Source organism: Pseudomonas sp. R1-1, assembly GCF_051132135.1.
Lineage (GTDB): Bacteria > Pseudomonadota > Gammaproteobacteria > Pseudomonadales > Pseudomonadaceae > Aquipseudomonas.
The window spans coordinates 5,130,873-5,154,529 of record NZ_CP071663.1 but is presented as its reverse complement, the minus strand read 5'-3'; the positions used below and the strand labels follow the sequence as shown (position 1 = coordinate 5,154,529).

At 59.8% G+C, this 23,657-nt stretch carries 20 protein-coding genes and 1 pseudogene; 12 read left to right on the top strand and 9 right to left on the bottom strand.

Annotated elements, in window-relative coordinates; genetic code table 11:
- The first annotated feature begins 16 nt into the window (after positions 1–16).
- Positions 17–3,481 (top strand): dermonecrotic toxin domain-containing protein, encoded by a 3,465-nt coding sequence (locus J3P75_RS23135; RefSeq protein WP_434708316.1) that lies wholly within the window; start codon positions 17–19, stop codon positions 3,479–3,481.
- A gap of 28 nt (positions 3,482–3,509) precedes the next feature.
- Here J3P75_RS23135 and J3P75_RS23130 read toward each other — a convergent pair whose 3' ends face one another.
- Positions 3,510–4,289: an IclR family transcriptional regulator gene (locus J3P75_RS23130; RefSeq protein ID WP_434592214.1), complete on the bottom strand. Its 780-nt coding sequence runs from the start codon at positions 4,287–4,289 to the stop codon at positions 3,510–3,512.
- Positions 4,290–4,452: 163 nt separating this feature from the next.
- On the opposite strand from J3P75_RS23130, the gene hmgA reads away from it, so the two are divergent.
- The 4 genes from hmgA to J3P75_RS23110 all read left to right on the top strand — a co-directional run bounded on the left by hmgA (position 4,453) and on the right by J3P75_RS23110 (position 9,224).
- Positions 4,453–5,757, top strand: a complete 1,305-nt coding sequence (gene hmgA / locus J3P75_RS23125; protein WP_434708315.1) for a homogentisate 1,2-dioxygenase — start codon at positions 4,453–4,455, stop codon at positions 5,755–5,757.
- A 3-nt stretch (positions 5,758–5,760) separates the two neighbouring features.
- Positions 5,761–7,065: a fumarylacetoacetase gene (fahA, locus tag J3P75_RS23120; RefSeq protein ID WP_434708314.1), complete on the top strand. Its 1,305-nt coding sequence runs from the start codon at positions 5,761–5,763 to the stop codon at positions 7,063–7,065.
- A gap of 12 nt (positions 7,066–7,077) precedes the next feature.
- On the top strand, positions 7,078–7,713 hold the full coding sequence (gene maiA, locus J3P75_RS23115) for a maleylacetoacetate isomerase (RefSeq protein WP_434708313.1): 636 nt from the start codon (positions 7,078–7,080) through the stop codon (positions 7,711–7,713).
- 140 nt (positions 7,714–7,853) lie between these two features.
- The gene (locus J3P75_RS23110) at positions 7,854–9,224 is read left to right on the top strand and encodes an MFS transporter (RefSeq protein WP_434708312.1); all 1,371 of its coding nucleotides are present in this window, start codon (positions 7,854–7,856) and stop codon (positions 9,222–9,224) included.
- 678 nt (positions 9,225–9,902) lie between these two features.
- Here the strand turns inward: J3P75_RS23110 and J3P75_RS23105 are convergent.
- The gene (locus J3P75_RS23105; protein ID WP_434708311.1) at positions 9,903–10,706 is read right to left on the bottom strand and encodes a SirB1 family protein; all 804 of its coding nucleotides are present in this window, start codon (positions 10,704–10,706) and stop codon (positions 9,903–9,905) included.
- 186 nt (positions 10,707–10,892) lie between these two features.
- On the opposite strand from J3P75_RS23105, the gene J3P75_RS23100 reads away from it, so the two are divergent.
- On the top strand, positions 10,893–11,912 hold the full coding sequence (locus J3P75_RS23100) for a Glu/Leu/Phe/Val dehydrogenase dimerization domain-containing protein (protein ID WP_434708310.1): 1,020 nt from the start codon (positions 10,893–10,895) through the stop codon (positions 11,910–11,912).
- Positions 11,913–12,066: 154 nt separating this feature from the next.
- On the opposite strand, the pseudogene J3P75_RS23095 reads toward J3P75_RS23100, so the two are convergent.
- A pseudogene (locus J3P75_RS23095) lies at positions 12,067–12,321 on the bottom strand (YebG family protein); the annotation flags it as partial.
- A gap of 327 nt (positions 12,322–12,648) precedes the next feature.
- On the opposite strand from J3P75_RS23095, the gene J3P75_RS23090 reads away from it, so the two are divergent.
- Entirely contained in the window at positions 12,649–13,149 is a 501-nt protein-coding gene (locus J3P75_RS23090) for a phosphate-starvation-inducible protein PsiE (RefSeq protein ID WP_090281834.1), read from the top strand.
- Here the strand turns inward: J3P75_RS23090 and J3P75_RS23085 are convergent.
- On the bottom strand, positions 13,146–13,460 hold the full coding sequence (locus tag J3P75_RS23085) for a DUF3509 domain-containing protein (RefSeq protein ID WP_203420802.1): 315 nt from the start codon (positions 13,458–13,460) through the stop codon (positions 13,146–13,148). The genes J3P75_RS23090 and J3P75_RS23085 overlap by 4 nt on opposite strands.
- A gap of 262 nt (positions 13,461–13,722) precedes the next feature.
- The gene (locus J3P75_RS23080) at positions 13,723–15,099 is read right to left on the bottom strand and encodes an L-serine ammonia-lyase (RefSeq protein ID WP_434708309.1); all 1,377 of its coding nucleotides are present in this window, start codon (positions 15,097–15,099) and stop codon (positions 13,723–13,725) included.
- A 135-nt stretch (positions 15,100–15,234) separates the two neighbouring features.
- Between J3P75_RS23080 and J3P75_RS23075 the strand changes: the two genes are divergently transcribed.
- Complete coding sequence (locus tag J3P75_RS23075; protein ID WP_434708308.1) at positions 15,235–16,182, top strand: LysR substrate-binding domain-containing protein; 948 nt, start codon at positions 15,235–15,237, stop codon at positions 16,180–16,182.
- A 200-nt stretch (positions 16,183–16,382) separates the two neighbouring features.
- Positions 16,383–16,790, top strand: coding sequence for an HPF/RaiA family ribosome-associated protein (locus J3P75_RS23070; protein ID WP_434708307.1), 408 nt, complete (start codon positions 16,383–16,385; stop codon positions 16,788–16,790).
- 236 nt (positions 16,791–17,026) lie between these two features.
- Here J3P75_RS23070 and J3P75_RS23065 read toward each other — a convergent pair whose 3' ends face one another.
- The 4 genes from J3P75_RS23065 to J3P75_RS23050 form a co-directional block, all read right to left on the bottom strand.
- Positions 17,027–17,395 carry an endonuclease domain-containing protein gene (locus J3P75_RS23065; protein ID WP_434708306.1) on the bottom strand — a complete coding sequence of 123 codons (369 nt, stop codon included), beginning with the start codon at positions 17,393–17,395 and terminating at the stop codon, positions 17,027–17,029.
- A gap of 233 nt (positions 17,396–17,628) precedes the next feature.
- Positions 17,629–19,962 carry a TonB-dependent Fe(3+) dicitrate receptor FecA gene (gene fecA, locus J3P75_RS23060; protein WP_434708305.1) on the bottom strand — a complete coding sequence of 778 codons (2,334 nt, stop codon included), beginning with the start codon at positions 19,960–19,962 and terminating at the stop codon, positions 17,629–17,631.
- 90 nt (positions 19,963–20,052) lie between these two features.
- A complete protein-coding gene (locus J3P75_RS23055; RefSeq protein WP_434708304.1) occupies positions 20,053–20,985 on the bottom strand; it encodes a DUF4880 domain-containing protein in 933 nt (310 codons plus the stop codon).
- On the bottom strand, positions 20,982–21,470 hold the full coding sequence (locus tag J3P75_RS23050; protein WP_093104605.1) for a sigma-70 family RNA polymerase sigma factor: 489 nt from the start codon (positions 21,468–21,470) through the stop codon (positions 20,982–20,984). The genes J3P75_RS23055 and J3P75_RS23050 overlap by 4 nt, the downstream gene beginning before the upstream one ends.
- 184 nt (positions 21,471–21,654) lie before the next feature.
- Between J3P75_RS23050 and J3P75_RS23045 the strand changes: the two genes are divergently transcribed.
- The 3 genes from J3P75_RS23045 to J3P75_RS23035 are packed head-to-tail and all read left to right on the top strand — an operon-like array spanning position 21,655 to position 23,568.
- Positions 21,655–21,960 carry a DUF3649 domain-containing protein gene (locus J3P75_RS23045; RefSeq protein WP_434708303.1) on the top strand — a complete coding sequence of 102 codons (306 nt, stop codon included), beginning with the start codon at positions 21,655–21,657 and terminating at the stop codon, positions 21,958–21,960.
- Positions 21,961–22,015: 55 nt separating this feature from the next.
- Complete coding sequence (locus tag J3P75_RS23040) at positions 22,016–22,582, top strand: RNA polymerase sigma factor (protein WP_203420811.1); 567 nt, start codon at positions 22,016–22,018, stop codon at positions 22,580–22,582.
- Complete coding sequence (locus J3P75_RS23035; protein ID WP_434708302.1) at positions 22,579–23,568, top strand: FecR family protein; 990 nt, start codon at positions 22,579–22,581, stop codon at positions 23,566–23,568. The genes J3P75_RS23040 and J3P75_RS23035 overlap by 4 nt, the downstream gene beginning before the upstream one ends.
- Positions 23,569–23,657: the final 89 nt, after the last annotated feature.

The following is a 23,657-nucleotide window of genomic DNA, read 5'->3' as shown; positions in this document are numbered from 1 at the left end:
TAAACAAGGAAGCGATATGAGTAATCTATTCAAGAGTTTAATGCGTCATTCAATCGGTGAGCAGGTAACCTGGGTCGAAGAATGGGAAAAAGCCCAGCGTGCCAAAGACGAGTTGTTCGCAATTATCGAGGCAATACCGACTGTACAAGATATTTTGCGCAAAACGCTCGTCGCCGAGTTACAGCGCTTGGGCAAGGATATTGATATCGACAATGTCTACGTCAATACCGGTACATCTCTACCTGCCAGTGTAAATCGTCCTTCGGGTACTCTTTGGGAGGTAACACTTTACTGTCTCGATAATAACGTGGTCCCTGCCTGGAACGCAGGTGATGACGGGGTGTTTTTCCTGCCCGATACCTTCAGCGATCAATTCAAAGTCGACGGTCTCAACGTTCATATCGTGCAGGATATGGTCTCGGCTTTGTCTGCTGGCCTGGAAAATAACCTGCGCACCGAACTCCAGACATTCTGGGCTGCCGCGGTGAGCTCTACTCGTCTAGAAAATGCGTCGCTGACCAACAAGCAGGCGTTTATTCAGGCTTACGGCCTGGTGACGAGCGCAGAATTATCGCTATCGGGCATGGCGCAAAATTTCGATGGTTATCTGGGCGAGCGATTTGCTTCGCTGCTTGATACGGCAACCGGTCAAGGGGTGTACGAAGTCATTCAGCAACCAACACCGGATTATCTCGATTTGCTTCAGCCCTGTTTTGTTCTGGACAATGCCGAACGTCCAGAAGCAGAAATGAAATTGGTCAATGAGTCAACCTCTTACCTCCTGCATACGCTGGAAAAAGGCTTTGAGTATTTTGACAAAAACATTGATCTGCACAGCAAATTACAAGCTCGATTGTATCTGGATAGCAGCCAAATAAAGTATCTCAACGCCACGCGAAGCCCTCATGCGTTCTGCGTTGAAGTCCATCTTCAGGGTCAACTCGAGAGTGTAACGGCTTTTATAGCTGGCCGTGAGCAACTGCAACAAACGCTGACTTCCGTACTGCAGGAAAATCAAGGCATGCATGTGTTGCGTTACGGCATCAACAGCCGCTTCCATCTTCTGTGGGCAGCTTTGAAGCGCACCGACTGGCCGCTTTGGCTTAAAGGCGCCGGCAGCGATATTCAAAAGCGTTATACAGAGCTCGAAACATCCAGGGATAAATACCAAGTCGATTTTGAGACCGTTTTCAACACATGTTTTTCGTTCAAGGACTTCGTCTTGCGCACATTTTCCGAGTGGGCGGAAAGAGTCCTCGGAGAACGACTGGATCCGGAAAACATTAGTGTTCACAGTTCCTACTCCATGCAAGTTGCCGGTCGAACCATTGTGCAGGAGGAAACTCGCACACTGACGGAGTTCATTGTCTTCGGTTTGCATGATGATGCTCATAAAGCGATTATCCGCCTGGTGGATGCACCCCGCGGAAGCCGGCTGACGGCGGTTGCGCTTGAACAGTGGTTGGAGAATCGCAACTTGCGCCTTCAGTTTACAGAGAGCTTTCCGTCCTCACCCTCGGTCGATTATCAACAGGCTTACCGGAACTATCTATTTAGCCAGATGGAGTTTGCAGCTTTTGTCGCTCGTCACGCTGGAGAATTGGATGCAAATGATTTGAACGTTGTTTCCCGTGCGATGGCCAATGATCCGTCGATCATCCTGCAGGGCTTGAAAATCAGGTTACAGAGACCAGCGTTAAAGGACGTCCTGGTTATTTCGGCTAATGGATACTCACCGTTGCTGATATTTTTCAAATCGCCTGACGGCGATTTCAAATTTCGAAAGTTTTCTGGGATTTACGCGGCGAATCGCTGGCTGGAATCGGTGCTATCGGCAAATCGCGAATATGCGGCGCTGGCAATCCATCCGGACTATCTGCACGAAGCGGGTGAATTGCTGGGTAGTGCGCGCACCGGAATAACTTACAAGTACACGCTCGATTACAGTCTGGCCGATCTTTCTCTGAACCCCAACGCCCCCTTGCTCGACTACGTCAACGTCGCTTATCGCGCCGAGATTGCCTTGCACAAGGCAATTGCACCGGCCACTTACCGAGCGCTGGGAATTGCAGGCCGCAGGCGTTATTCCCGGTTAACCACGGAACTCAAGGCGCTCTCCACGGTAGAGGCGCGAGAAAACGGTTTTCCAACGTTCGAGCAATTCACCTATGACTCGGTAAAAGCGCAGATAGAAGAAATCTTGCGCAGTCGGGGGACCATCGTTACGGTCAATCCTGATCAGATAATCGTCCAGACAGAAGAGTTTCGTAAGAGTGTTACCGACCTCTTGGTTGAAGGGTTGGCATTTGAAGCGGTACACCCTGCCTACGAAACGAAGTCCAGCCCAAAGTATTATCTGTTGGGTGGACACCCGGCCATTGAAAAACTGGATATCCGCGACCTTTCCTCGCTGTCGAAAACCTTTCGTCCAGGTGACAAGTATAGCGCGATGCTAAGGGCGCAATATCAGGACAAGGCTCACCCTGGTTATGCATTCAAACGCGCTGTACACGCCCGGAAGATTCGCTGTGAGATGAACTGCAACGCGGTTTCAGACTATATCAACGGTAGGTTGTCGACTGAGGCCTTTTCAGCCGTCCAGCGGGTCATTGATGGTTTGAAGGAGAGCGGCGGCTATCAGTCCATCGCGAATAATACGTTCGAAGGCGACGAAGGCTTATACAAATTCAATATCGATTCGCTGGGTTTGACCGTGGAGCATGACCGCACAGTCGGCGGTGTGTATATATTCCGTCTGAAGTTGACTTCGGGCTTTGTCAACCTGCTCTACACGCCTGATGCGCCAGACCTTGTCAGCTTCCGCCCAATTGCAGACTTCATTCCCTCCATCCGTTTTCGATACGGACCATTCAGGGAGTATTTCAGCGATCGGATACTGCTCGTTGATCAAAAAGTAATCAGCGATTATTTTGACAGGCTTGTTGCCACGGTTGATGAAAGGCGGGCCGTCGGCACCCAGAACCGCGCGAAGCTGCCTGACCTGATCACTTTTCATGATGAGCGCGTGCGCCGCGTGTTGAGTGATATCGACGAACGCACTGTCAGCCTGAACGAGGTCATCGCCGGTCTTGTTTACGACAACGTGATCAAAGCCGCTGGCATCGTCAGTCTGTTGGTGCCGCCGGTCGGCACGGTGGTGGTGGCCGTGCAGATGATGAAGAGCATCTATGATGCGTCACAGTCGCACAGACGGGGTGATTATTCCGCCGCACTGGGGCATGTACAGGAAGCTATGATCGGGCTGCTCACCCTGGGCCAGGCAGCGGCGGCAGGTGCACCGGTCAAACAGCTGACCCATGTGCAACGGTCGTTTTTCAGTCTGTTCGAAGACGCGCGAACAGTGGCTGAACTGGTCACGTATTACACCGGCGAGCCAGACCTCAAGGAAACGCTGACCGGAATCTTCGCGACCATCATGGAAAGCGCCGATTTCGGGCTGAGTAAAACCACGGTTCATTGATCATGTTCGAGCGCTCATTGCCTCGGTCTTAACCTTCGTACCCCATTCGCCAACTCACGGCCCGCGTCGCCGCCAGCAACCGCTGCGCCGCCGGGCCGTTTTCGTCGGCGTGGAACAGCGAAGTCGGGCCGACAATGGTCAGCACCGCGGCGATCTGTCCGACGGCGTTGAACACCGGCGCCGACAACGCATCCACTCCCGGCATCAGCAAACCGTGCACATGATGCAGGCCGCGTGCACGGATCTGTTCGCACAGCGTGATGTAAGCCTTTTGGTCCTTGAGCGGATGCTCGGCGGCGGCGACTTCCATTTCGCGCAAGTCATCGGTTTCCCGGTGCGGCAGGTAGGCGCTGAACACCAGTCCGGTCGAGGAACTGAGCAGTGGCAGCACCGAGCCCAATTGGGTGACCACCGTCACCGCGCGCACCGCCGGTTCGATGTGCACCACGGTTGCGCCTTGATTGCCCCATACCGCCAGAAAGCAGGTTTCATTGAGTTCGTCGCGCAACTCGGACAAGGGCAGGGCGGCGACTTTCAGCACGTCCATGCTGTTGAGGGCGGCGAGGCCGACGCGCAGCGCTTCCCGGCCCAGACCGTAATGGTTGGTCGCAGCGTTCTGCTCGGCAAAACCCGAGGCGATCAATGCTTGCAGATAGCGATGCACCTTGCTCGCCGGCATCTGCACGTGCTCGGCCAGGCGCGACAATGACGTCGACGGCGACAACTCGGCCAGCGCCTTGAGGATGTCGGTGCCGACCTCGGCGGAGCGGACTTTCTGTTTGCCGTTGCTGTCGCTGGTTTTTTCCATGGGGCTGGCGGTTCCGGTTCGAATGGGCGTCTTTATAGCTTGACGCTGGATAGCGAGCAAATTACGTTATGCGTAATCAGATTACGATAATAACAACCCCGGCGTGCCGAGACCTCTGAGCCAGAGCGATGGGCCACTGCCGACTCCCTGTTCAGGAGGCTCCATGAACTCCGATTCAACCGCTCAGGCCTTGGCGTATCAGTCCGGGTTCGGCAACGAATTCAGCTCTGAAGCGTTGCCCGGCGCGCTGCCCGTTGGCCAGAACTCCCCGCAAAAAGCCCCGTATGGCCTCTACACCGAATTGTTCTCCGGCACCGCGTTCACCATGGCCCGCAGCGAAGCGCGGCGGACCTGGATGTACCGGATTCAGCCGTCAGCCAATCACCCGGCCTTCGCCAAACTCGAGCGGCAAATCGCTGGCGGCCCGCTGGGCGAAGTGACGCCCAATCGCCTGCGCTGGAACCCGCTGGATATACCCGCCGAACCGACCGATTTCATCGACGGACTGGTAAGCATGGCCGCCAACGCCAGCGCGGAAAAACCGGCCGGGATCAGCATCTACAATTACCTCGCCAACCGTTCGATGGAGCGCGTGTTCTTCAATGCTGACGGTGAATGGTTGCTGGTGCCGCAGCTCGGTCGCCTGCGCATCGCCACTGAATTGGGCGTGCTCGACGTCGCACCGTTGGAGATCGCCGTGCTGCCGCGCGGTCTGAAATTCCGCGTCGAATTGCTCGACGCGCAGGCGCGAGGTTATATCGCCGAAAACCACGGCGCGCCGCTGCGCCTGCCGGACCTGGGGCCGATCGGCAGCAATGGCCTGGCCAATCCGCGGGATTTTCTCAGCCCGGTCGCCGCTTACGAAAACCTGCAGCAACCGACCACGCTGGTGCAGAAATTCCTTGGCCAGTTGTGGGCCACGGAACTCAATCACTCGCCGCTCAATGTGGTCGCTTGGCACGGCAACAACGTGCCGTACAAATACGATCTGCGCCGCTTCAACACGATCGGCACGGTCAGCTTCGATCATCCCGATCCGTCGATCTTCACCGTGCTGACCTCACCAACCAGCGTGCACGGCTTGGCCAATCTCGACTTCGTGATTTTCCCGCCGCGCTGGATGGTCGCCGAAAACACCTTCCGTCCGCCGTGGTTCCACCGCAACCTGATGAACGAATTCATGGGCCTGATCCAGGGCGAATACGATGCCAAGGCCGAGGGCTTCGTGCCGGGCGGCGCGTCATTGCACAGCTGCATGAGCGCCCACGGGCCGGATGGCGAAACCTGCACCAAAGCGATCAATGCTGAACTCAAACCGGCGAAGATCGATAACACCATGGCCTTCATGTTCGAGACCAGCCAGGTACTGCGCCCAAGCCGCTTCGCCCTCGACTGCCCGCAACTGCAACTTTCTTACGACGCCTGCTGGGCCACGCTGCCCGCCACGTTCGACCCGACCCGGAGATAACCCATGACGCAGAATTCCATCACCCGCAGTTGGGTCGCTTCAGCTAACGGCCACGCCGATTTCCCGTTGCAGAACCTGCCCCTCGGCGTGTTCAGCAGCAACGGTGCGGCGCCGCGCGCCGGCGTTGCGATTGGCGAGCACATCTTCGATCTGCAAGTGGCGCTTGAAGCCGGGCTGTTCGACGGTGCGGCGCGCAGTGCCGTTGAAGCCATGCACGGCGGCCAGTTGAACGCGTTTTTCGAACTCGGCAGTGAGGCGCGGATTGCCTTGCGTTCGCGCCTGCTGGAACTGTTCAGCGAAGGCAGCACCCTGCGCGGCAGCATTGAAGCGCAGGGGGGGAAACTGTTGCCTCTGGCCGCCGATTGCCAGATGCACCTGCCAGCACGCATCAGCGACTACACCGACTTCTATGTCGGCATCGAACACGCGCAAAACGTCGGCAAACTGTTCCGCCCCGATAATCCGTTGCTGCCCAACTACAAGCACGTACCGATCGGCTATCACGGCCGCGCCTCGACCGTGCGTGTATCCGGCACCGACGTGCGGCGGCCGAAGGGCCAGACGCTGCCGGCCGGTCAGACCGAGCCGGTGTTCGGTCCCTGCGCGCGCCTGGACTATGAGCTGGAACTGGGCATCTGGATCGGCCAAGGCAATGAGATGGGCGACTCGATTGCCATCGGCGATGCCGCGCAGCATATCGCCGGTTTCTGCCTGCTCAACGACTGGTCGGCGCGCGATATCCAGGCTTGGGAATATCAGCCGCTTGGGCCGTTCCTGTCGAAGAGTTTCATCACCAGCGTGTCGCCCTGGGTGGTAACGGCCGAAGCACTGGCGCCGTTCCGCACCGCGCAACCGCCGCGTCCGCAAGGTGATCCGCAACCGCTGCCGTATCTGTTCGACAAACGCGATCAGGATGGCGGTGCCTTCGACATCGAACTGGAAGTGCTGCTGCTCACCGAAGCCATGCGCGAGCAGAACCTGCCGGCTCATCGCCTGACCCTCAGCAATACTCGGTACATGTACTGGACCGTCGCGCAAATGGTCGCGCATCACAGCGTCAACGGTTGCCAGTTGCAGGCCGGTGATCTGTTCGGCTCGGGCACCTTGTCCGGCCCCGAGAGCGGTCAATTCGGCAGCCTGCTGGAAATCACCGAGGGTGGCAAAAAGCCGATCGAGCTGGCGTCTGGCGAGGTGCGCAAGTTCCTCGAAGACGGTGACGAAATCATCCTGCGCGCACGCTGCGCCCGTGACGGTTTCGCCTCGATCGGCTTTGGCAAATGCCGCGGCAAAGTGCTGGCGGCGCGCTGACGGGAGCGGCTCATGGATCTCTATACCTATTACCGTTCGACCTCGTCGTACCGGGTGCGCATCGCGCTGGCGCTCAAGGGGCTGGAATATCAGGCGCTGCCGGTCAACCTGATCGCGCCGGCGGGCGGCGAGCATCGGCAAGCGGCGTATCTGGCGCTCAATCCGCAGGGCCGGGTGCCGGCCTTGCGCACCGATGGCGGCGCCTTGCTGATTCAGTCGCCAGCGATCATTGAATATCTCGAGGAACGTTATCCACAGGTGCCGTTGCTGCCGGATGATCTCGTCGCCCGCGCGCAAGTGCGTGGCGTGGCGGCGGTGATCGGTTGCGATGTGCATCCGCTGCACAACGTCAGCGTGCTCAATCGCCTGCGCCAGTCGGGGCAGGACGAGCCGCAGGTGATCGAGTGGATCAGCCACTGGATCAGTCAGGGCCTGGCGACGGTGGAGCAGTTGATCGGTGACAGTGGCTTCTGTTTCGGTGAATGGCCATGTGTGGCGGACGTGTATCTGATCCCGCAGTTGTATGCGGCAGAGCGCTTCAATGTCAGCCTTGAGGCGTATCCGAAAATCCGTCGGGTGGCGGCGCTGGCGGCGGAACATCCGGCATTCATCAAAGCGCATCCGGCCCACCAGCCCGACACCCCGTAACCCTGTAGGAGTGAGCCTGCTCGCGATAGCGGTGTGTCAGTCAGAATAATCGCGCCTGACACACCGCAATCGCGAGCAGGCTCACTCCTACAAGGGATCAGCGCCGTCGGGAATCATAAAAACAAGACAGGTACCTTGCGATGCACAACCAGATTGCCAGCTTTCGCGCGGCACTCGACGCCCGCCCAGTGTCCCGTTATCAATGGTTGCTCTTGATCCTGCTGGCGTTGCTGCTGGTCACCGATGGCTATGACGCCCAGGTGCTCGGTTACGTGGTACCGGCATTGGCTCAGGACTGGGGGCTGGAGAAATCGGCGTTCGGGCCGGTGTTCAGTGCCAACCTGCTCGGCCTCACCCTTGGCTCTCTCGCGGTAACGCCACTGGCTGACCGCTTCGGCGTGCGGCGCATTCTGCTTGCCTGCGTGTTGATCTACGCGACGCTGACGGTGCTGATGGTGTTCGCCGACTCGCTGAACAGCCTGATGATCGCGCGCTTTATCTGCGGCATCGGCATGGGCGGGGCGATGCCCAGCGCCATGGCGCTGATGTCGGAATATTCGCCACCGCGCTTGCGCACCTTGATGGTGACGCTGGCGGCCTGCGGCTTTTCCTTCGGCGGGGCGGCCGGTGGATTTGTCGCCGCCGGGTTTATCGACCAGTTCGGCTGGCAAGCGGTTTTCCTCGCTGGAGGCGTCACGCCGTTGCTGCTGTTTCCATTTTTGTGGTGGATGCTGCCGGAGTCACTGCCGCGTCTGCTGCGTGACGCGCCGCCGTATACCCGACTGCGCAAAGTCAGCGCGCGGATGCTGCCGGACTGGCAGCCGCCTGTGGCCAGCGTTGAGCAGAACGCGCGCGAGCAGGGCAGTAAACTTACGGTGGTCGAGTTGTTTCGCAACGGCTACGCGCGGCCGACGCTGCTGATCTGGGCGACATTTTTCGTCAGCCTGGTTTTGTTGTATTTCATGATCAGCTGGCTGCCTTCGCTGCTGCTGGAAAGCGGCCTGAAACTCAACCAAGCCAATCTGGTGACCTCGATGTTCCTGTTCGCCGGCACGCTTGGCGCAATCTGCATGGCCTGGTTCGCTGACCGCTTGAAGCACAAGGTGCGCCTGTTGTCCGGCGTGCTCGCCGGCGCGGCGCTGTGCACGATCCTGCTCGGGCTCAATCACGACAATCCGCGCTATCTGGTGGCCTGCGTGTTCGCGGCCGGGTTTTGCATCATCGGCGGGCAACTGACACTGAATGCGTTTGCCAGCAATTTCTACCCGGCGCACGTGCGCGCCACCGGCACCGGCTGGGCCTTGGGCGTGGGGCGCTTCGGTTCGATCCTCGGGCCGTTGTTCGGCAGCCTGCTGCTCGCAATGCACATACCGGTGGCGCAGATTTTCTTTTTCTGCGCGATCCCGGCGGTCATCGCCGCACTGTTGATCATCCAGGTTCGCGCGCCTTCCGATGCCACGCACAATCCTGTGGGAGGCAGTCTGGTGATTGAGAACGATAGCGCGATTTGACTGCGGAACCGCGGCGCCTGCATCGCTAGCAGGGCTAGCTCCCACATGAAATCGCGCATAACCAATGGCCGAGTGTCAGCTCGCCTGCCCTTCAAATCAAAAGCCCCTCACCCTAGCCCACTCCCAGAGGGAGAGGGGACTGATCGAGGTGGATGCGAGAGCTGCGCCGACCTGGAATATCGAATCGTACGCAAACTTCGAAGCCACCCCAAATCGGCTCCCTCTCCCTCGGGAGAGGGCTGGGGTGAGGGGCAGCCACACCACAAATCCCAGCCGAACGCCACGCTTCTCACCACTCAACAATGAGCGCCAGCTCGAGTGCTTTTGATCTTGATCTTGCCTAACCAGCGACATCGGAAGGCTGAGCGGAGGGATTGATCCGGGCGTGGGAGCGCAGCGACCGTCTGGCGCAGCCAGACACAGCGGAAGTAGGTGCAGCGCAGCAAACCGTAGCCGCTGCGCCAGGATCGATCCCGCAGCGAAGGAACCCGAGCCTGCGAGGGCCGTACGTAGGAGCAAAGCCTTTTGGTTCCTTTTTGGCGTTTGAAAAAGGGACTCGCCGTAAGGGCGAAACCGCCAGCCGCAGCACCCGCAACAACGGATATGTCCCCGATCAGTCAGATATAGCAGCGCGACCCGAGCCATCGCGAGCAGACTCATTCCTACAAAAACGACGCTTCAGTGAACGACAGAGTTGGGCGGCAAATGCCCCAGGCGTTCAGTCAGGCGCAGGCGCTGGATCGGATCATCGCTAAGCAACAGCGCATGCTCCAGATCAAAGCGCTCGGCATTCGGGCAATCAAGGCGCTGATACAGACTGGCGCGGGCCAGATAATCAGCGGCCGAAGCGTTACCCAACTCCAGCACCCGTTCGGCGTCGATCAGCGCGGCGATGAAATCATCATGGCTCAGGTGCAACTGACGCAGATTGCGCGACAGGCGCTGCAACATTTGCTGCGGGCTGGCGGTCAGCAGATGCTCGGCACTGAGCTTCATGTTCGGCCCGTATTGGCGCTGCAACAGCTCACGACAATCATTGGGATACAGACGCCGGCCCCCGCACGGATCAAGCAAATGATCGGCGCCCGGCACGCGCAGCAAAAAATGGCCTGGAAAGTTGACCCCTACCAGCGGAATCTCCAGACCCCGCGCCAACTCCAGCGCAATCAGCGCCAGCGCCAAAGGTTGCCCGCGACGGTTGTGCAAGACTTTAGGCAGCAAGGCCGCCTGCGGGCGCAGCGGCAAAAATTCGTCCTTGGCAAAACCCAGATCGTTCATCCGCCGTAACAACGGTTGCGCCAACTCGCTGACCGGCAGCATCGGCAAGCCATAACTGACGCGTTGCTGCAGCTCTTTGAATTCGTGCAACAGCGCTTGCGGATCGACGGCTTTTTCATGCTCGGCCGCGATCCACAACGCCGCTTCCAGCAGTGCGGGCGGTGAGCGGTGCAGGCAATCGAAAAAACGTTGACGCGGGTTCATCGAAACCTCCAGGCATTGCCTCGTTTTTAGCCTCCTCTGCGGGATTCGTCCAGTGCCCCGCATTGCCGGCACAGAGTTATGCCGCAAAGCGCTTGTCGGCGCGGCCGCTTATTCCGGCGCGCTCCAGCAATTTTCACGGGCAAGCCTATACTGGCGTTCTACAAGAAGTGATTCGGGAGCCTGTCGATGTTCGCTCTCATGCAAAGCACTCGCCTGGAATCGCTGCACCTTAGCGTCGACCCGGTTTCCGGGTTGAAGGCGGTCATTGCCATTCATAACAGTCGCCTCGGGCCTGCCCTGGGCGGATGTCGTTACCTTGCCTATTCCGATGACGAATCAGCCATCGAGGACGCCATTCGTCTTGCCCAGGGCATGAGCTACAAAGCCGCGCTGGCCGGGCTGGAACAGGGCGGTGGCGTGGCAGTGATCGTGCGACCGGCCCATGTCGAAAACCGCGGTGCGCTGTTCGAGGCCTTCGGTCGTTGCATCGACCAGCTCGACGGCCGCTACATCACCGCCATCGACAGCGGCACTTCGGTGGCCGACATGGATTGCATTGCCCAGCAGACCCGCCACGTCACCAGCACCACGTCTGCCGGCGACCCGGCGCCGCATGCGGCAATGGGCGTGTTCGCCGGGATTCGGGCGACCGCCATGGCGCGGCTGGGCAGCGACAACCTCGAAGGCTTGCGCATCGCCATTCAGGGCCTTGGCAATGTCGGTTTTGCCCTGGCCGAGCAACTGCACGCGGTGGGCGCCGAACTGCTGGTCAGCGATATCGACCACGGCAAGGTGCAACTGGCGATGGAGCAACTCAACGCCCATCCGATTGCCAACGACGCTTTACTCAGCACGCCGTGCGACATCCTCGCGCCCTGCGGTCTGGGCGGCGTATTGAACAGCCACACGGTCAGCCAATTGCGCTGCGCGGCGGTGGCCGGCTCGGCGAACAATCAGCTGACGCACCTGGACATGGCCGATCAACTGGAGCGGCGCGGCATTCTTTATGCGCCTGATTATGTGATCAACGCCGGCGGCCTGATCTATGTTTCGCTGAAGCATCGCGGCGAAGAATTGCCGACGATCACCGCGCATCTGTCGAAGATCAGTTCACGGCTGACCGAAGTCTTCGCTCATGCGCAGGCGGAAAAACGCTCGCCGGCGCGGGTGGCCGATGAACTGGCAGAGAAAGTTTTGTATCGCTGAGTTTCACAGGCATTAAAAAGGCCCCGCGTCCTGCGACTCGGGGCCTGTTCAATTCAGGCGTTTATCACTTCGCAGCCTTCGCTGCTTTGGCCGGTTTCACCGGCGCTTCAGACGCTTGCACGTCCTCGCCAGGCTCGCTGGCCTCGACCGGTTCGGCCGGTGCGTTGATCAGTTCAGTCAGCGCGTCCGGCTGGCTCTTGAACGCCCGGGCGAACACATCGCGATTCTTCGCCATGTAGATCCCGGCTTCCTCTACTTGCTGCTCAGTCAGCGACGGAACGGCTTTTTGCAGAACATCGGCCAGATATTCGGCCAGTTCGAGCATTTTGTCATGACGGTCAGCTTCGGCTTTATCCATGAACAAGCGCTCCAGATCTCGGCTGCTGCGGTATACCACTTCGACGGCCATTCACCACCTCACATGCCTTCACGTTAAGTTGTCTTGTCGACTACTGTATCCATATACAGCGAAAAGGATAAGCGAATCCCTGCGCCATGGGTAGTGGCTTTTCAATGTAGACCGGATTTTCGCTTTGTCAGTGAGCTTCATGTCGGCTGTATTCGCCAGCAGGCTCGCTGCCACATAGCACCGACCGTGCGACGAAACGCCACGGGGCGGGGTTGGCGGCGCTTCGCCATGATGGCGTGGCCTCGTTTCTGCATGACAACAGGGCATGCGGCAAACCGTAACGTCCAACACGCATCATCCGCTCGAATCGGGCTAAGGAACATCATCGTGAAAATCAACTGGGCCGAGAAACTGCGGCAGAACGTGCATCAACTGGCCGAGTCCCTGGGCAACCTGTTCGTCGAAACCTTCCATTACCTGGCGCTGTTCGCCATCGGTGCGGTGACGGCGTGGGCGGCGGTGATGGAGTTTCTCGGCATGCTCGAAGTCGGGCACATCAAGATCGACGACATCCTGCTGCTGTTCATCTATCTGGAACTGGGGGCGATGGTCGGGATTTATTTCAAGACCAACCACATGCCGGTGCGCTTCCTGATCTATGTGGCGATCACCGCACTGACGCGTCTGCTGATCTCCAACGTTTCGCACCACAACCCGCCGGACATGGGCATCATCTACCTGTGCGGCGGTATATTGTTGCTGGCGTTTGCGATCCTGGTGGTGCGCTATGCGTCGTCGCAATTCCCCTCAGTGAAGATCGAGAACCCGCAGCGCAAGATCGGCACGGGCTCGAGCGAGCATCCGGAAGTCGAGAAAGGCGAGCTTTAAAGCCCGGCTGACTGGCCTGGCTGGCCTTTGACGGGCGGTGGCGGGGTGAGCCCGGCGCCGTTGGTCATGGCTTCGAGAATCGACATGGCGCTGTGGCCCTGCTCGATGGCGATGCCGAACTGGATGCTTTGCACCAGTCGCTTCAAGCGCTCGGGATCATTGCGCTGTTCGGCGCTGATCATGCGTTTGGCGACGATCCGGCCGCCGTTGGACAAGGTCAGCATGATGCTGCCGTCCAGCCCTTGAATGCTCAGGTTGATCTGATAGTCCGGCGCGAAAGCATCGGTAATGATCTGAAATGGGTTGTCCATGATGCGTCACCGCCTGATTGAACGTGCAGTTGTTGACCGGCCATGATCGGGTTGGTTCGCCATACCAGACCATTGGCATCTCGTTCGCTGAGGTTCGCAAAGTCCGTTTGCCTCACAGGGGATACAGCAAGGGTCATGCCGGAAAAATTGTCGAACAATAAACACGGCGACAAAAAAGGCGAGCGTTACGGCTCGCCTTTTTTTATGGCGCATTTTCGGGGCAGGAAAGCGCTGATGGTCGCTGACGGTGCAGGCCGCTCGATCAGCATTCCACCCAGTTCACGGCGAGGCCGCCGCGCGAGGTTTCCTTGTATTTGTCGTGCATGTCGGCTCCGGTATCGCGCATGGTGCGGATCACCCGGTCGAGGGAAATGAAGTGATTGCCATCGCCGCGCAGGGCCATTTGCGTGGCATTGATCGCCTTGACGGCGGCAATCGCGTTGCGCTCGATGCACGGCACCTGCACCAGACCGCCGACCGGATCGCAGGTAAGGCCAAGGTTGTGTTCGAGGCCGATTTCCGCGGCGTTTTCCAGCTGCTCCGGAGTGGCGCCGAGGATTTCCGCGAGACCCGCCGCAGCCATCGCGCAGGCCGAACCCACTTCACCCTGACAGCCGACTTCGGCGCCGGAGATCGAGGCGTTTTTCTTGCACAGAATGCCGACCGCGGCCGCGCCCAGAAAGAACGCGACGACGTCATCGTCAGACGCGTCCGGGTTGAATTTCATGTAGTAATGCAGCACCGCCGGAATGATCCCGGCCGCGCCATTGGTCGGCGCAGTGACCATGCGCCCGCCGGCGGCGTTCTCTTCGTTGACGGCGAGGGCGAACAGGTTGACCCATTCCATGGCCGACAAGGTTGAACTGATCACATTCGGCTTGCCGATTTCCAGCAGGCTGCGGTGCAGTTTCGCCGCACGTCGCGGCACATTGAGACCGCCCGGCAATATGCCTTCGTGGCTCAAGCCTTTTTCCACGCACTCACGCATCACCGCCCAGATGTGCAGCAGGCCCTGGCGGATCTCGGCATCGCTGCGCCAGGCGCGCTCATTGGCCATCATCAGCTCGGACACGCGCAGATTGTGCTGCTTGCACAGCGACAGCAATTGCGCGGCACTGGAAAAGTCGTACGGCAATTCAACGTCGCCACTTGGGGCCACGCCGGATTCGGCTTCTGCGGCTTCGATGATGAAACCGCCGCCGATCGAATAATAGGTTTGCTCGAACAATTCGCCGGTCGCGCCAAAGGCTGTCAGCGACATGGCATTAGGGTGATAGGGCAGGCTCTCATCCAGCAACAGCAGATCGCGCTGCCAGTCGAAAGCAATGGTTTGCTGGCCGGCGAGGGACAGTTGGCCGGTTTCGCGCAGTTGTTGAATGCGGGTGTCAATGGTCGACGGATCGATGCTGTCCGGCCACTCACCCAGCAGGCCCATGACTGTGGCGCGATCGGTGGCGTGACCGACGCCGGTGGCCGAGAGCGAACCGTATAAACGGATTTCGACACGCCATATGTCGTCGAGCAAATTTTGATCGATCAGGGCGTGGGCAAATGTTGCCGCCGCACGCATCGGACCCACGGTATGGGAACTGGACGGGCCGATGCCCACTTTGAAAAGATCGAAAACACTGATAGCCATGCTAAAGCCTTACAAGCAATGGAGTAGAAATCGCTGCCATTTTTTGTCGGACGAGCGCAATGTCGGCGATACTGCCTGCCTCGGTCCGAGGTGACCAACGAAACTTCCTAAGAAAGCCTTTAGCGGGACTAAACGATGAGCCGTCAATTGCATGCGCAGACCTATGTCTGGCTGCAGGTGTTTTCCTGTGCTGCACGGCACCTGTCCTTCACCCGTTGTGCCGAAGAACTGCACATCACCCCCGGTGCGGTCAGCCAGCAGATTCGCCAACTTGAAGAGCGCCTGGGCTTTCGTCTGTTTCATCGGCGCGCGCGCGGCGTGGAACTGAGTGCGGAAGGGCAGCGCCTGGCGATTACCGTCAACGAGGCTTACGGCAGCATCGACGCGGAATTGCGACGGCTCGATGCCGGGATGATCAGCGGCACGCTGCGGGTGCGCTCGATTCCATCGTTTCTCAGTAAATGGCTGACGCCGCGTCTGCCACGCCTGCAACAGCGCTATCCGGACATTCAATTGCGCTTGGTCGCCGAGGACAGCAGCGTGCCGCTGCACCAAGGCGAATTCGATCTGGCGATCGATCTGAACGACGGCAGTTACCCCGGTTTGTTATCCACAGCCTTGCTCGATGAGCAGATTTTTCCGGTGTGTGCGCCGAGCTTGTTGCGTGGGCGACCGCCGTTGCACGGGCCGGCGGACCTGCTGCATTTCCCGCTGCTGCACGACATCACTGCGTGGCGCGGCAGCTATGAATACGCCGAATGGGAATTCTATTTGAACGCGATCGGCTTCGAAGGCGCCGATGTGCGGCGCGGGCATACCTTCAATCGCAATCACCTGACCATCGAAGCGGCAATTGCCGGCATGGGCGTGGCAATTGCCCGGCGCACGCTGCTCAATGACGAACTGGAGCGCGGCGCACTGATCGTGCCGTTCGGTCTGTCCGTGCCGAATCACAAACGTTACGTGCTGCTGTACGCGCCGGGGGCGCTGAGCCATCCGGGCGTGCGTGCGGTGCACGACTGGCTGGTTGAGGAAGCGGGCATTTTCCGCAGCTTGCACCCGTTGAATGACGGGCAGTTGTAAGCGAATTCTGCCGGGTGGCAGGGCGACCCAACTCCCGACCTTACCAGCGCTTCGCTTGCTTGTCCGGCTTTTTTTGCGAATGAATATTTATCTTTTTTCAGGGGTTGAAATGTTCGCCGCTCGGGCCGATTGTTGTAATCAAGGGGTCACGAAGTCCTGTTCCAGGCCCCTTGCGAGCTAGCTGAAATAAGGGATGAACTATGCAAATCCAAGTCAACAGCGATAACCATATTCAAAGCAGTAAGCGACTGGAGGAGTGGGTACGTACAACTATTGAGAGCACGCTCGACCGTTATGAAGAAGACCTGACCCGTGTCGAAGTCCACCTCAGCGACGAGAACGGTGAGAAGCCAGGTCCCCATGACTTGCGCTGCCAACTGGAAGCGCGGCCAAAAGGCCACCAACCGATTTCCGTGAGCCACAAAGCCGACTCGCTGGAACAAGCGATCGACGGCGCTGCCGAAAAACTCGAGCACGCCCTGGAACACCATTTCGGCAAAAAACGAGGCAAACCACGCGCCGCCATCGTGCCATTCGAGCGCAAAGCGAATGACCGGTTGCTGGAGGAAGAATTTCTCGAGAACGAACAGGCAGCGATCAACAGTTGATACGCTGATTTCATAAGCCACCCCAATGAGAACGGGCCTGCGAATGCAGGCCCGTTTTTGTTTTGTGGCTTGATTTTGCGTATGGCGCGAGAAAGCAGACCCTCACCCCAGCCCTCTCCCGGGAGGGAGAGGGGGCTGATCTCGATTGGTTTCAAAACTTGAGTTCGGCTCGATATTTCATGTCGACGTAATCCGCTAAAACAACTCGGTCGGTTCCCTCTCCCTCCGGGAGAGGGCTAGGGTGAGGGCGCTTTTCGATTCGCCGCGATTCTGATGATCTGCTCCAGAACATCGTCCATTTGCTGCATCACCTCGAGATTACTGAAGCGCACGACTTCAATGCCCTTTTGGTTCAGATAACGCGTTCGGCGCAGGTCGTGGATCAGTCTCGGCGATTCATGGTGTTGGCCGCCATCCAGCTCGATCGCCAACTTCAGCTCGGCACAGTATAAATCGAGCACATAGGGCGGGCAGGGATACTGACGGCGAAATTTCAGCTTGGCGATTTGCCGGGAGCGAAGCTTTTGCCAGAGCAGGTGTTCGCAGTCGGTTTGTTTAATGCGTAGCTGGCGGGCGAATCGGGTGAGGGTGGGGCGATTTTGCATGCTTCACGATCCTTGTGAAGTGGGTTTGATATTTCACTGTAGCCGAGAATCCTCACCCCAGCCCTCTCCCGGAGGGAGAGGGAGCAGATCTCGATTGGTTCAAAACGTAAGTTCGGCTCGATATTTCATGTGGGCGTAATCCGCTAAAACAACTCGGTCAGTCCCCTCTCCCTCCGGGAGAGGGCTAGGCGGGCGGCGTTCCGATGAGGGGCTTTTGACTTTGATCAGCCAAGTCAGAACGCTACAGACGTCTGCACATAAACCGTCCGCGGCTCCCCCACATACTTGCCCTTGTTGTTGTCATCGAACGAGCGCGTGAAGTACTGCGTGTTGAAGATGTTCTTAACCCCCACCGCCACGTTCAGATCGGACAACTGCGGCCCGAAGTCATACCCCGCACGGCTGCTGAACAGCATGTAGCCGGGGATCTTGCCGGTACTGCCGTCGGCGCTTTCCTTGGTGGTGTTGGCGTTGTCGGCGAACTGATCGCTCTGGAAGGTGCTGTCCAGATTCAGCTTCCATGGCCCTTCGGTATAGCCGACGCCCAGCGTGCCTTTGTGCTTCGAAGAGAACGGCACGCGGTTGCCCTTGTTCGGACCGTCTTCGCGGATCGTCGCGTCCACATAGGCGTACGAGGCGTAAACATCGAAACCGGCCAGCGCCGGGTTCAAGTCGTCGAGCGCGTAGTTGATGCTGGTTTCGATGCCCTGATGGCGGGTTTCGCCGCGGGCGATCACCGAATCGTTGGTCTGATTGCTTTCGTATTGGTTGTCGAAGTTGATCAGGAACGCGCCGATCTCCGCGCGCAACGCGCCGTTGTCGTAGCGCGTGCCGACTTCCCAGGTGCGCGCCTTTTCCGGTTTCACTTCACCGCTGGTGACGCGGTTGGGCATCTGGCTGTATTGCACGCTGCCGAACGAGCCTTCGGTGTTGGCGTACAGGTTCCAGCTGTCGTTCAGGTGATAAAGCACATTCAGCGCCGGCAGTGCGGTGTTGTAGTCGCCCTTGTATTTGACGTTGGTCAGGTTGTTCGTCTGCTGCGACTCGATCATTTCGTAGCGCACGCCGGGGGTGATGGTCCATTTGCCGATATCGATGCGATCGTCGACGAAGAACGCATTGGCCTCGGTGCCGCCTCGGGTGTCGCGGTCATTGCGGCTGTTGGTGGTCGGGTATTCGTTGCTGGTGATCGGCGTGCGATAGCGCAACTCGTGGCCGGCTTCGTTGATGTAGCGGTAGCCGACGCCGACTTCATGGCTGGTCGGGCCGAGGTCGAAGCCTTGGGCGAAACGCGTTTCCAGACCGCGCACCCAGTATTCGCGCGGTGACAGCGAAAGGAACGTGCCCTGATCCAGATAACCGCTGCGCAGGGTCTTGGTGAAGAAGGTGTTGGCGGTGAATTCGCGGCGATCTTGCTGATAGCGATAGCCGAAATTGAACATCGTGCGACGGCCCCAGAACTGGTCTTTCGGTCGCGTCGACTGGTACGGATCGGCGTCGTAATCGGCGACGTTCAAACCACCGGGCATGTCGGCCTTGCCTTCGTAATACTGGGCCATGGCGTTGAAGCTGTTGGCCTCGTCGAGCTGGTATTTGCCTTTGAGAATCAGGTCGTCGATTTCAGTGTCGCTGTGTTCGCGCCAATCGCCGCCGCGAGTGCCGGAGTAGAGCAATGCGCCGCCCAAACCATTGGCATTGGTGCCACCGGCCAGCAGGTTGGCGCTGGTCTTGAAGCCGTCGTGGCTCGAGGAAGGGCTGGTTTCGGTCTGAAAACCGCCTTTCACGGTCGGCTCATCGGGAATCGCCCGGGTCACGAAGTTGACCACGCCGCCGACGTTCTGCGGGCCATAACGCACCGCGCCACCGCCACGCACCACGTCAACTGCGTCCATGTTGCCCATGCTGATCGGTGCGAACGATAACTGCGGCTGGCCGTACGGCGCGAATGGCACAGGAATACCGTCCATCAACACGGTCGAGCGCGCGGCCAGACGCGGATTCAAACCGCGGATGCCGAAGTTCAGCGCCATGTCATGGCTGCCGGTGCCGTTGTTTTCCGGGGCGTTGACGCCGGGGATGCGGTTGAGCACGTCGCGCGCCTGCGTGGCGCCCTGGCGTTCGAATTCTTCGCGGCGGATCACGTCGCGAGCGCCGGGATGTTCGAACACGTTGATCTGCGCGGCGTCGCCAAGCCAGTCGCCGACGACTTTCGAGGTGTCCAGCTGCAGCGTCGCGTCTGCCAGCGGTTGCAGGCTGAAGGCGTTGTCGCCCTCGGCGCGTGCTTGCAGGCCGGTGCCTTCGAGCAAGGCATCGAGGCCTTGCTCGGTGGTGTAGTTGCCTTCCAGGCCACGGCTTTGCAAGCCACCGGTGACTTGCGAACCAAAAGAGATCAGCACCCCGGCTTCCCGGCCGAATTGATTGAGCGCGTTCTCCAGCGACGACGGCGCAATGTGATAAGCCTTGGCATCGGCGGCCAGCGCTGCGGGCAGGGCGCCGAAGCTCAGGCTGGCGCCAAGGACGACGTTGCGCAAGGTGCGCGCCAAGGGTGTGAGGCGGGTGGGCTGCATGTTGGTTGATCCTGAGAAGGTTGAATCAAGGGGGCTTTCCTTCTCTGTCACGCCAGATCTGAAAAACGGCTCATTTATTTTTCAGGGGCCTCAGACCCGCGCTTCGACGCTCACCCAGTAGCGAGTGAAACGCCGGACTTTGACCGGCAGACTGATTTGCAGCAGGTCGAGAATCCGCTCGCTGTCGTCCAGTGGATAAGTCCCGGAGATCAGCAGGTCGGCGACTTTTTTGTCGCAATGCAGCTGACCGCGACGGTAGCGGCCCAGCTCATCGAGGAAGTCGCCCAGACGCATGTGCGCGGCGACCAGCATGCCGTCAGTCCACGCGCCGCTGTTGGCATCCAGCGGTTTGGCTTCGCTGATGGAACTGGCGGTAAAACTCAGCTGGCGCGCGACCGGCAGCAGCACGGGCGGGCGCTGGTTGACGGTCAGTTCGACTCGCCCGGCAAACAGGGCGATCTGTGTGCGGTCGGCAAACTGACGCACATTGAGGCGCGCGCCCTGGGCGTTCAGAACGCCTTGCGCGGTGCGGATGGCGAACGGCTTTGCAGCGCTGAGGAGCATTTCGCCTTCGAGCAGATGAATCTGGCGTTGCGCGCCATCGATATCCACCGCGCTCGCGGTATTGAGCTGCAACAGATCGGCGCCACCCAGCGACACCTTGCGCCGCTGCCCGAGCGGTGTGCGGTAATCGGCGAGCAACGACGGCAGCGGCGTGTGCTCGCGCAGGCTCCAGGTCATGGCCGAACCGGCGCCCAGAATCAGCAGCAGTTTCAGCGCCTGTCGACGGCTGGCGGACTTCGGCCCGTTCAGCGCCGCATGGGCCAGCGGCGACGCCACCCCGCGCAAGCGCTGATTGACCCGCTGCATGTGTTCCCACGCGCGGCGATGTTCGCTGTGGGCGTCCAGCCATTGCTGCCAGGCCTGTTGCTGGCGCGGACTGAGGCTGCCTTGCTGCATTTCCAGCAGCCAGTGCACGGCCTGCTCGGCCACTTGCGCGGAAAAATCCGGTGTGCGGTTCATAAAGCGAAATAGCAGCGCAGCGCCGCTTTGTGCAGGTGCCGTTTGACAGTGGCCACGGAGATGCCGAGTTCTGCGGCGATCTGTGGATAGGTCAGGCCATCGACCTGGGCCAGCAGAAAGGCGCGTTTGACCGCACGCGGCAGGCCGTCGAGCAGCTCGTCCAGCTCCATCAGGGTCTGCAGGATGATCGCTTTGTGTTCTTCCGACGGCGCGACGATCTCCGGCATCTGCGCCAGCGTTTCGAGGTAGGCGCGCTCCAGATCCTGGCGGCGGTAATGATTGAACAGCACGCGTTTGGCGAGGGTGGTCAGGAATGCCCGGGGCTCGATGATCAGCGGCGGCTCGCGCGCAGTCAGCACTTTGATGAAGGTGTCCTGAGCGAGGTCCGCCGCGCTGTCCGGGCAGCCGAGCTTGCGTCGCAACCAGCCGTTGAGCCAGCTGTGATGAGCCTGATAAAGCGATTCGACGGAGTGGGCGGACGACAACGGAATGACTCCGGACGCAAAGCAGGCGTCGAGAACGTGCGTTAGAGAACAAGAACGGTTCGCATTGTAGGGGCGAGCGCATCGTCCGGCAATCAGAAGCTTTTGCGTATGAGAATATTTATCATTAATATCGCTCGCCTGATCCGGCTCGTCTGCCGGACGTTTTTCGTTTCAAGGTCGAAACATGAAAGACAAATTCGCCACACTGCCCATGTCCTATCGCCTGGCCGTCACCTCACGGGTATTGGCGGCGGTATTCGGCGGCTATCTCGTTGCCGCGCTGGCCAGCGTGACACTGGCGCTGTGGTTGCCGCTGGGCCGTGCCGACGCGCTGGTGACCGGCATGACCGTTTCGTTTCTGGTCTATCTGGTCGCGGTGCTCTGGTGCATTGCCTGTCGTACGGCGTGGTCGGCGTGGGTCGGCTTGCTGGTGCCGAGCGTGATTCTGGCGACCGTTTCCGGCGCGGCGCGCGGCTTGGGGCTGGCATGAAACACGGCTTCCAGCAGGTGTTGGCCTGGCCCCAAACAGGGGGCGCAGCGCTGAAATGCTGATCGGTCTGCCACCGGAACCGCGTGACGACGAGCCGCATGGCGCGCGTGCGCATTTTCTCCAGGTGTTTCTGTCGCAGCGCTCGCAGATGGAAGCGCTGGTGAACCGTCGTGTCGGCTGCCGCGCGACGGCGGCGGATCTGGTACAAGACCTGTTTTTGCGTTTCTGGCGACGGCCGCTGGTGCAGGTCGAAGAACTCAGCACCTACCTGTTGCGCTGCGCCGGCAACATTGCCATCGACCATCTGCGCAGCGAAGGCACGCGCGCACGCGTCAACGAAGGCTGGCAACCGGACGAGCCACACAGCCACGGCAGCGAGCCGCAAGCCGCGCTTGAGGCCGGCAATGACCTGCGCCATGTCGAAGCGGCGTTGCGCGCCTTACCCGAGCGTACCCGGCAGATTTTCCTGCTCAACCGCATCCATGGGCGCAAGTACGCGGACATCGCCAAAGCCATGGGCCTGTCCCAAAGTGCCGTGGAAAAACATATGATGCGCGCCCTCGAGGCCTGCAAGGCCAGCCTGCGCGAACCCGCGCCACGTCTGCCAGGGAAAGCACCGTGACCCCCGCCGATAACATCGTTCCGACGCTCGCTCAGGAACAGGCCGCTCTGGCCTGGCTGAGCCTGCTGCATGATCGGCCCAGCGCCGGCGATCAACTGACCTTCAGCCAGTGGCTGCGCGCCGACCCGGCCCACGCCGAGGCGTATGCCCAGGCGCAGGTAGTGTGGGAACTGAGCGAAGGCCCGGCACGAAACCTGGCCGATGAAGAGGCCTTGGCGTTACAGGGTTATCTCGACGCGATGGACCGTCCGCGACGTTCGCCGGTTTTGCGCCGGTCTGCGGCGCTGGCGATGGCCGCATGTCTACTGCTGATGGTCAGCCTCGGCACGGGGTGGCAAGCGCAGCGCTGGCTCGATGATCTGGGTGCCGATCATGTATCGGCACCGAGCGAGATCCGCACGGTGACGCTGGCCGATCAATCGCAAGTGACGCTGGATGCCGACAGCGCGATTGCCGTCGATTTCAGCCACGGCGAGCGGCGGGTACAACTGCGTCGTGGCGCCGGATTTTTCAGCGTCAGCCACACGGGCGAGCCGTTTGTCGTCGCGGCTGAAAACGGTGAGGTGCGGGTGCTCGGCACGCAATTCGAAGTGCGCTTGCGGCCCCACGGCGCGCAGGTCACGGTGCTGTCAGGGCGGGTGGGTGTAACGGCGAGCCGCGATGGCGAACAGCAGATTCTCACGGCTGGGCAGCAGGTGGCTTATGGCGAGGGGGCGGCGGAAAAACTCCATGGCGTCGACAGCGAAGCGCAACTGGCCTGGCGTCAGGGGTGGCTGACGTATTACAAATCGACGCTGGCCGAGGTGGTCGAGGATTTGCGCCGCTATTACCCGGGACGGATCGTCTTGCTCAACGATGAGCTGGCGGCGCGCAAGGTCAGCGGCAGCTTCCCGAGCAAGGACCCGCAGGCGGTGCTCAATTCGTTGCAGGGGGTGTTGGGGTTTGAGCAGCATCGGGTGTTGGGGCATCTGATTATTCTGCGCTGAGCCGTCTGACGCCATCGCGAGCAGGCTCACTCCTACAGGGGAAACGCATTCCAGATGTAGGAGTGAGCCTGCTCGCGATGGCGCCGTAT

Excerpts from the sequence above, each read along its gene's own strand:
- J3P75_RS23135 (WP_434708316.1), top strand. The coding sequence starts at position 17 with ATGAGTAATCTATTCAAGAGTTTAATGCGTCATTCAATCGGTGAGCAG.
- J3P75_RS23130 (WP_434592214.1), bottom strand. The coding sequence starts at position 4,289 with ATGGAAAAAACCAGCGACAGCAACGGCAAACAGAAAGTCCGCTCCGCC.
- hmgA (WP_434708315.1), top strand. The coding sequence starts at position 4,453 with ATGAACTCCGATTCAACCGCTCAGGCCTTGGCGTATCAGTCCGGGTTC.
- fahA (WP_434708314.1), top strand. The coding sequence starts at position 5,761 with ATGACGCAGAATTCCATCACCCGCAGTTGGGTCGCTTCAGCTAACGGC.
- maiA (WP_434708313.1), top strand. The coding sequence starts at position 7,078 with ATGGATCTCTATACCTATTACCGTTCGACCTCGTCGTACCGGGTGCGC.
- J3P75_RS23110 (WP_434708312.1), top strand. The coding sequence starts at position 7,854 with ATGCACAACCAGATTGCCAGCTTTCGCGCGGCACTCGACGCCCGCCCA.
- J3P75_RS23105 (WP_434708311.1), bottom strand. The coding sequence starts at position 10,706 with ATGAACCCGCGTCAACGTTTTTTCGATTGCCTGCACCGCTCACCGCCC.
- J3P75_RS23100 (WP_434708310.1), top strand. The coding sequence starts at position 10,893 with ATGTTCGCTCTCATGCAAAGCACTCGCCTGGAATCGCTGCACCTTAGC.
- J3P75_RS23085 (WP_203420802.1), bottom strand. The coding sequence starts at position 13,460 with ATGGACAACCCATTTCAGATCATTACCGATGCTTTCGCGCCGGACTAT.
- J3P75_RS23080 (WP_434708309.1), bottom strand. The coding sequence starts at position 15,099 with ATGGCTATCAGTGTTTTCGATCTTTTCAAAGTGGGCATCGGCCCGTCC.
- J3P75_RS23075 (WP_434708308.1), top strand. The coding sequence starts at position 15,235 with ATGAGCCGTCAATTGCATGCGCAGACCTATGTCTGGCTGCAGGTGTTT.
- J3P75_RS23070 (WP_434708307.1), top strand. The coding sequence starts at position 16,383 with ATGCAAATCCAAGTCAACAGCGATAACCATATTCAAAGCAGTAAGCGA.
- J3P75_RS23065 (WP_434708306.1), bottom strand. The coding sequence starts at position 17,395 with ATGCAAAATCGCCCCACCCTCACCCGATTCGCCCGCCAGCTACGCATT.
- fecA (WP_434708305.1), bottom strand. The coding sequence starts at position 19,962 with ATGCAGCCCACCCGCCTCACACCCTTGGCGCGCACCTTGCGCAACGTC.
- J3P75_RS23055 (WP_434708304.1), bottom strand. The coding sequence starts at position 20,985 with ATGAACCGCACACCGGATTTTTCCGCGCAAGTGGCCGAGCAGGCCGTG.
- J3P75_RS23045 (WP_434708303.1), top strand. The coding sequence starts at position 21,655 with ATGAAAGACAAATTCGCCACACTGCCCATGTCCTATCGCCTGGCCGTC.
- J3P75_RS23040 (WP_203420811.1), top strand. The coding sequence starts at position 22,016 with ATGCTGATCGGTCTGCCACCGGAACCGCGTGACGACGAGCCGCATGGC.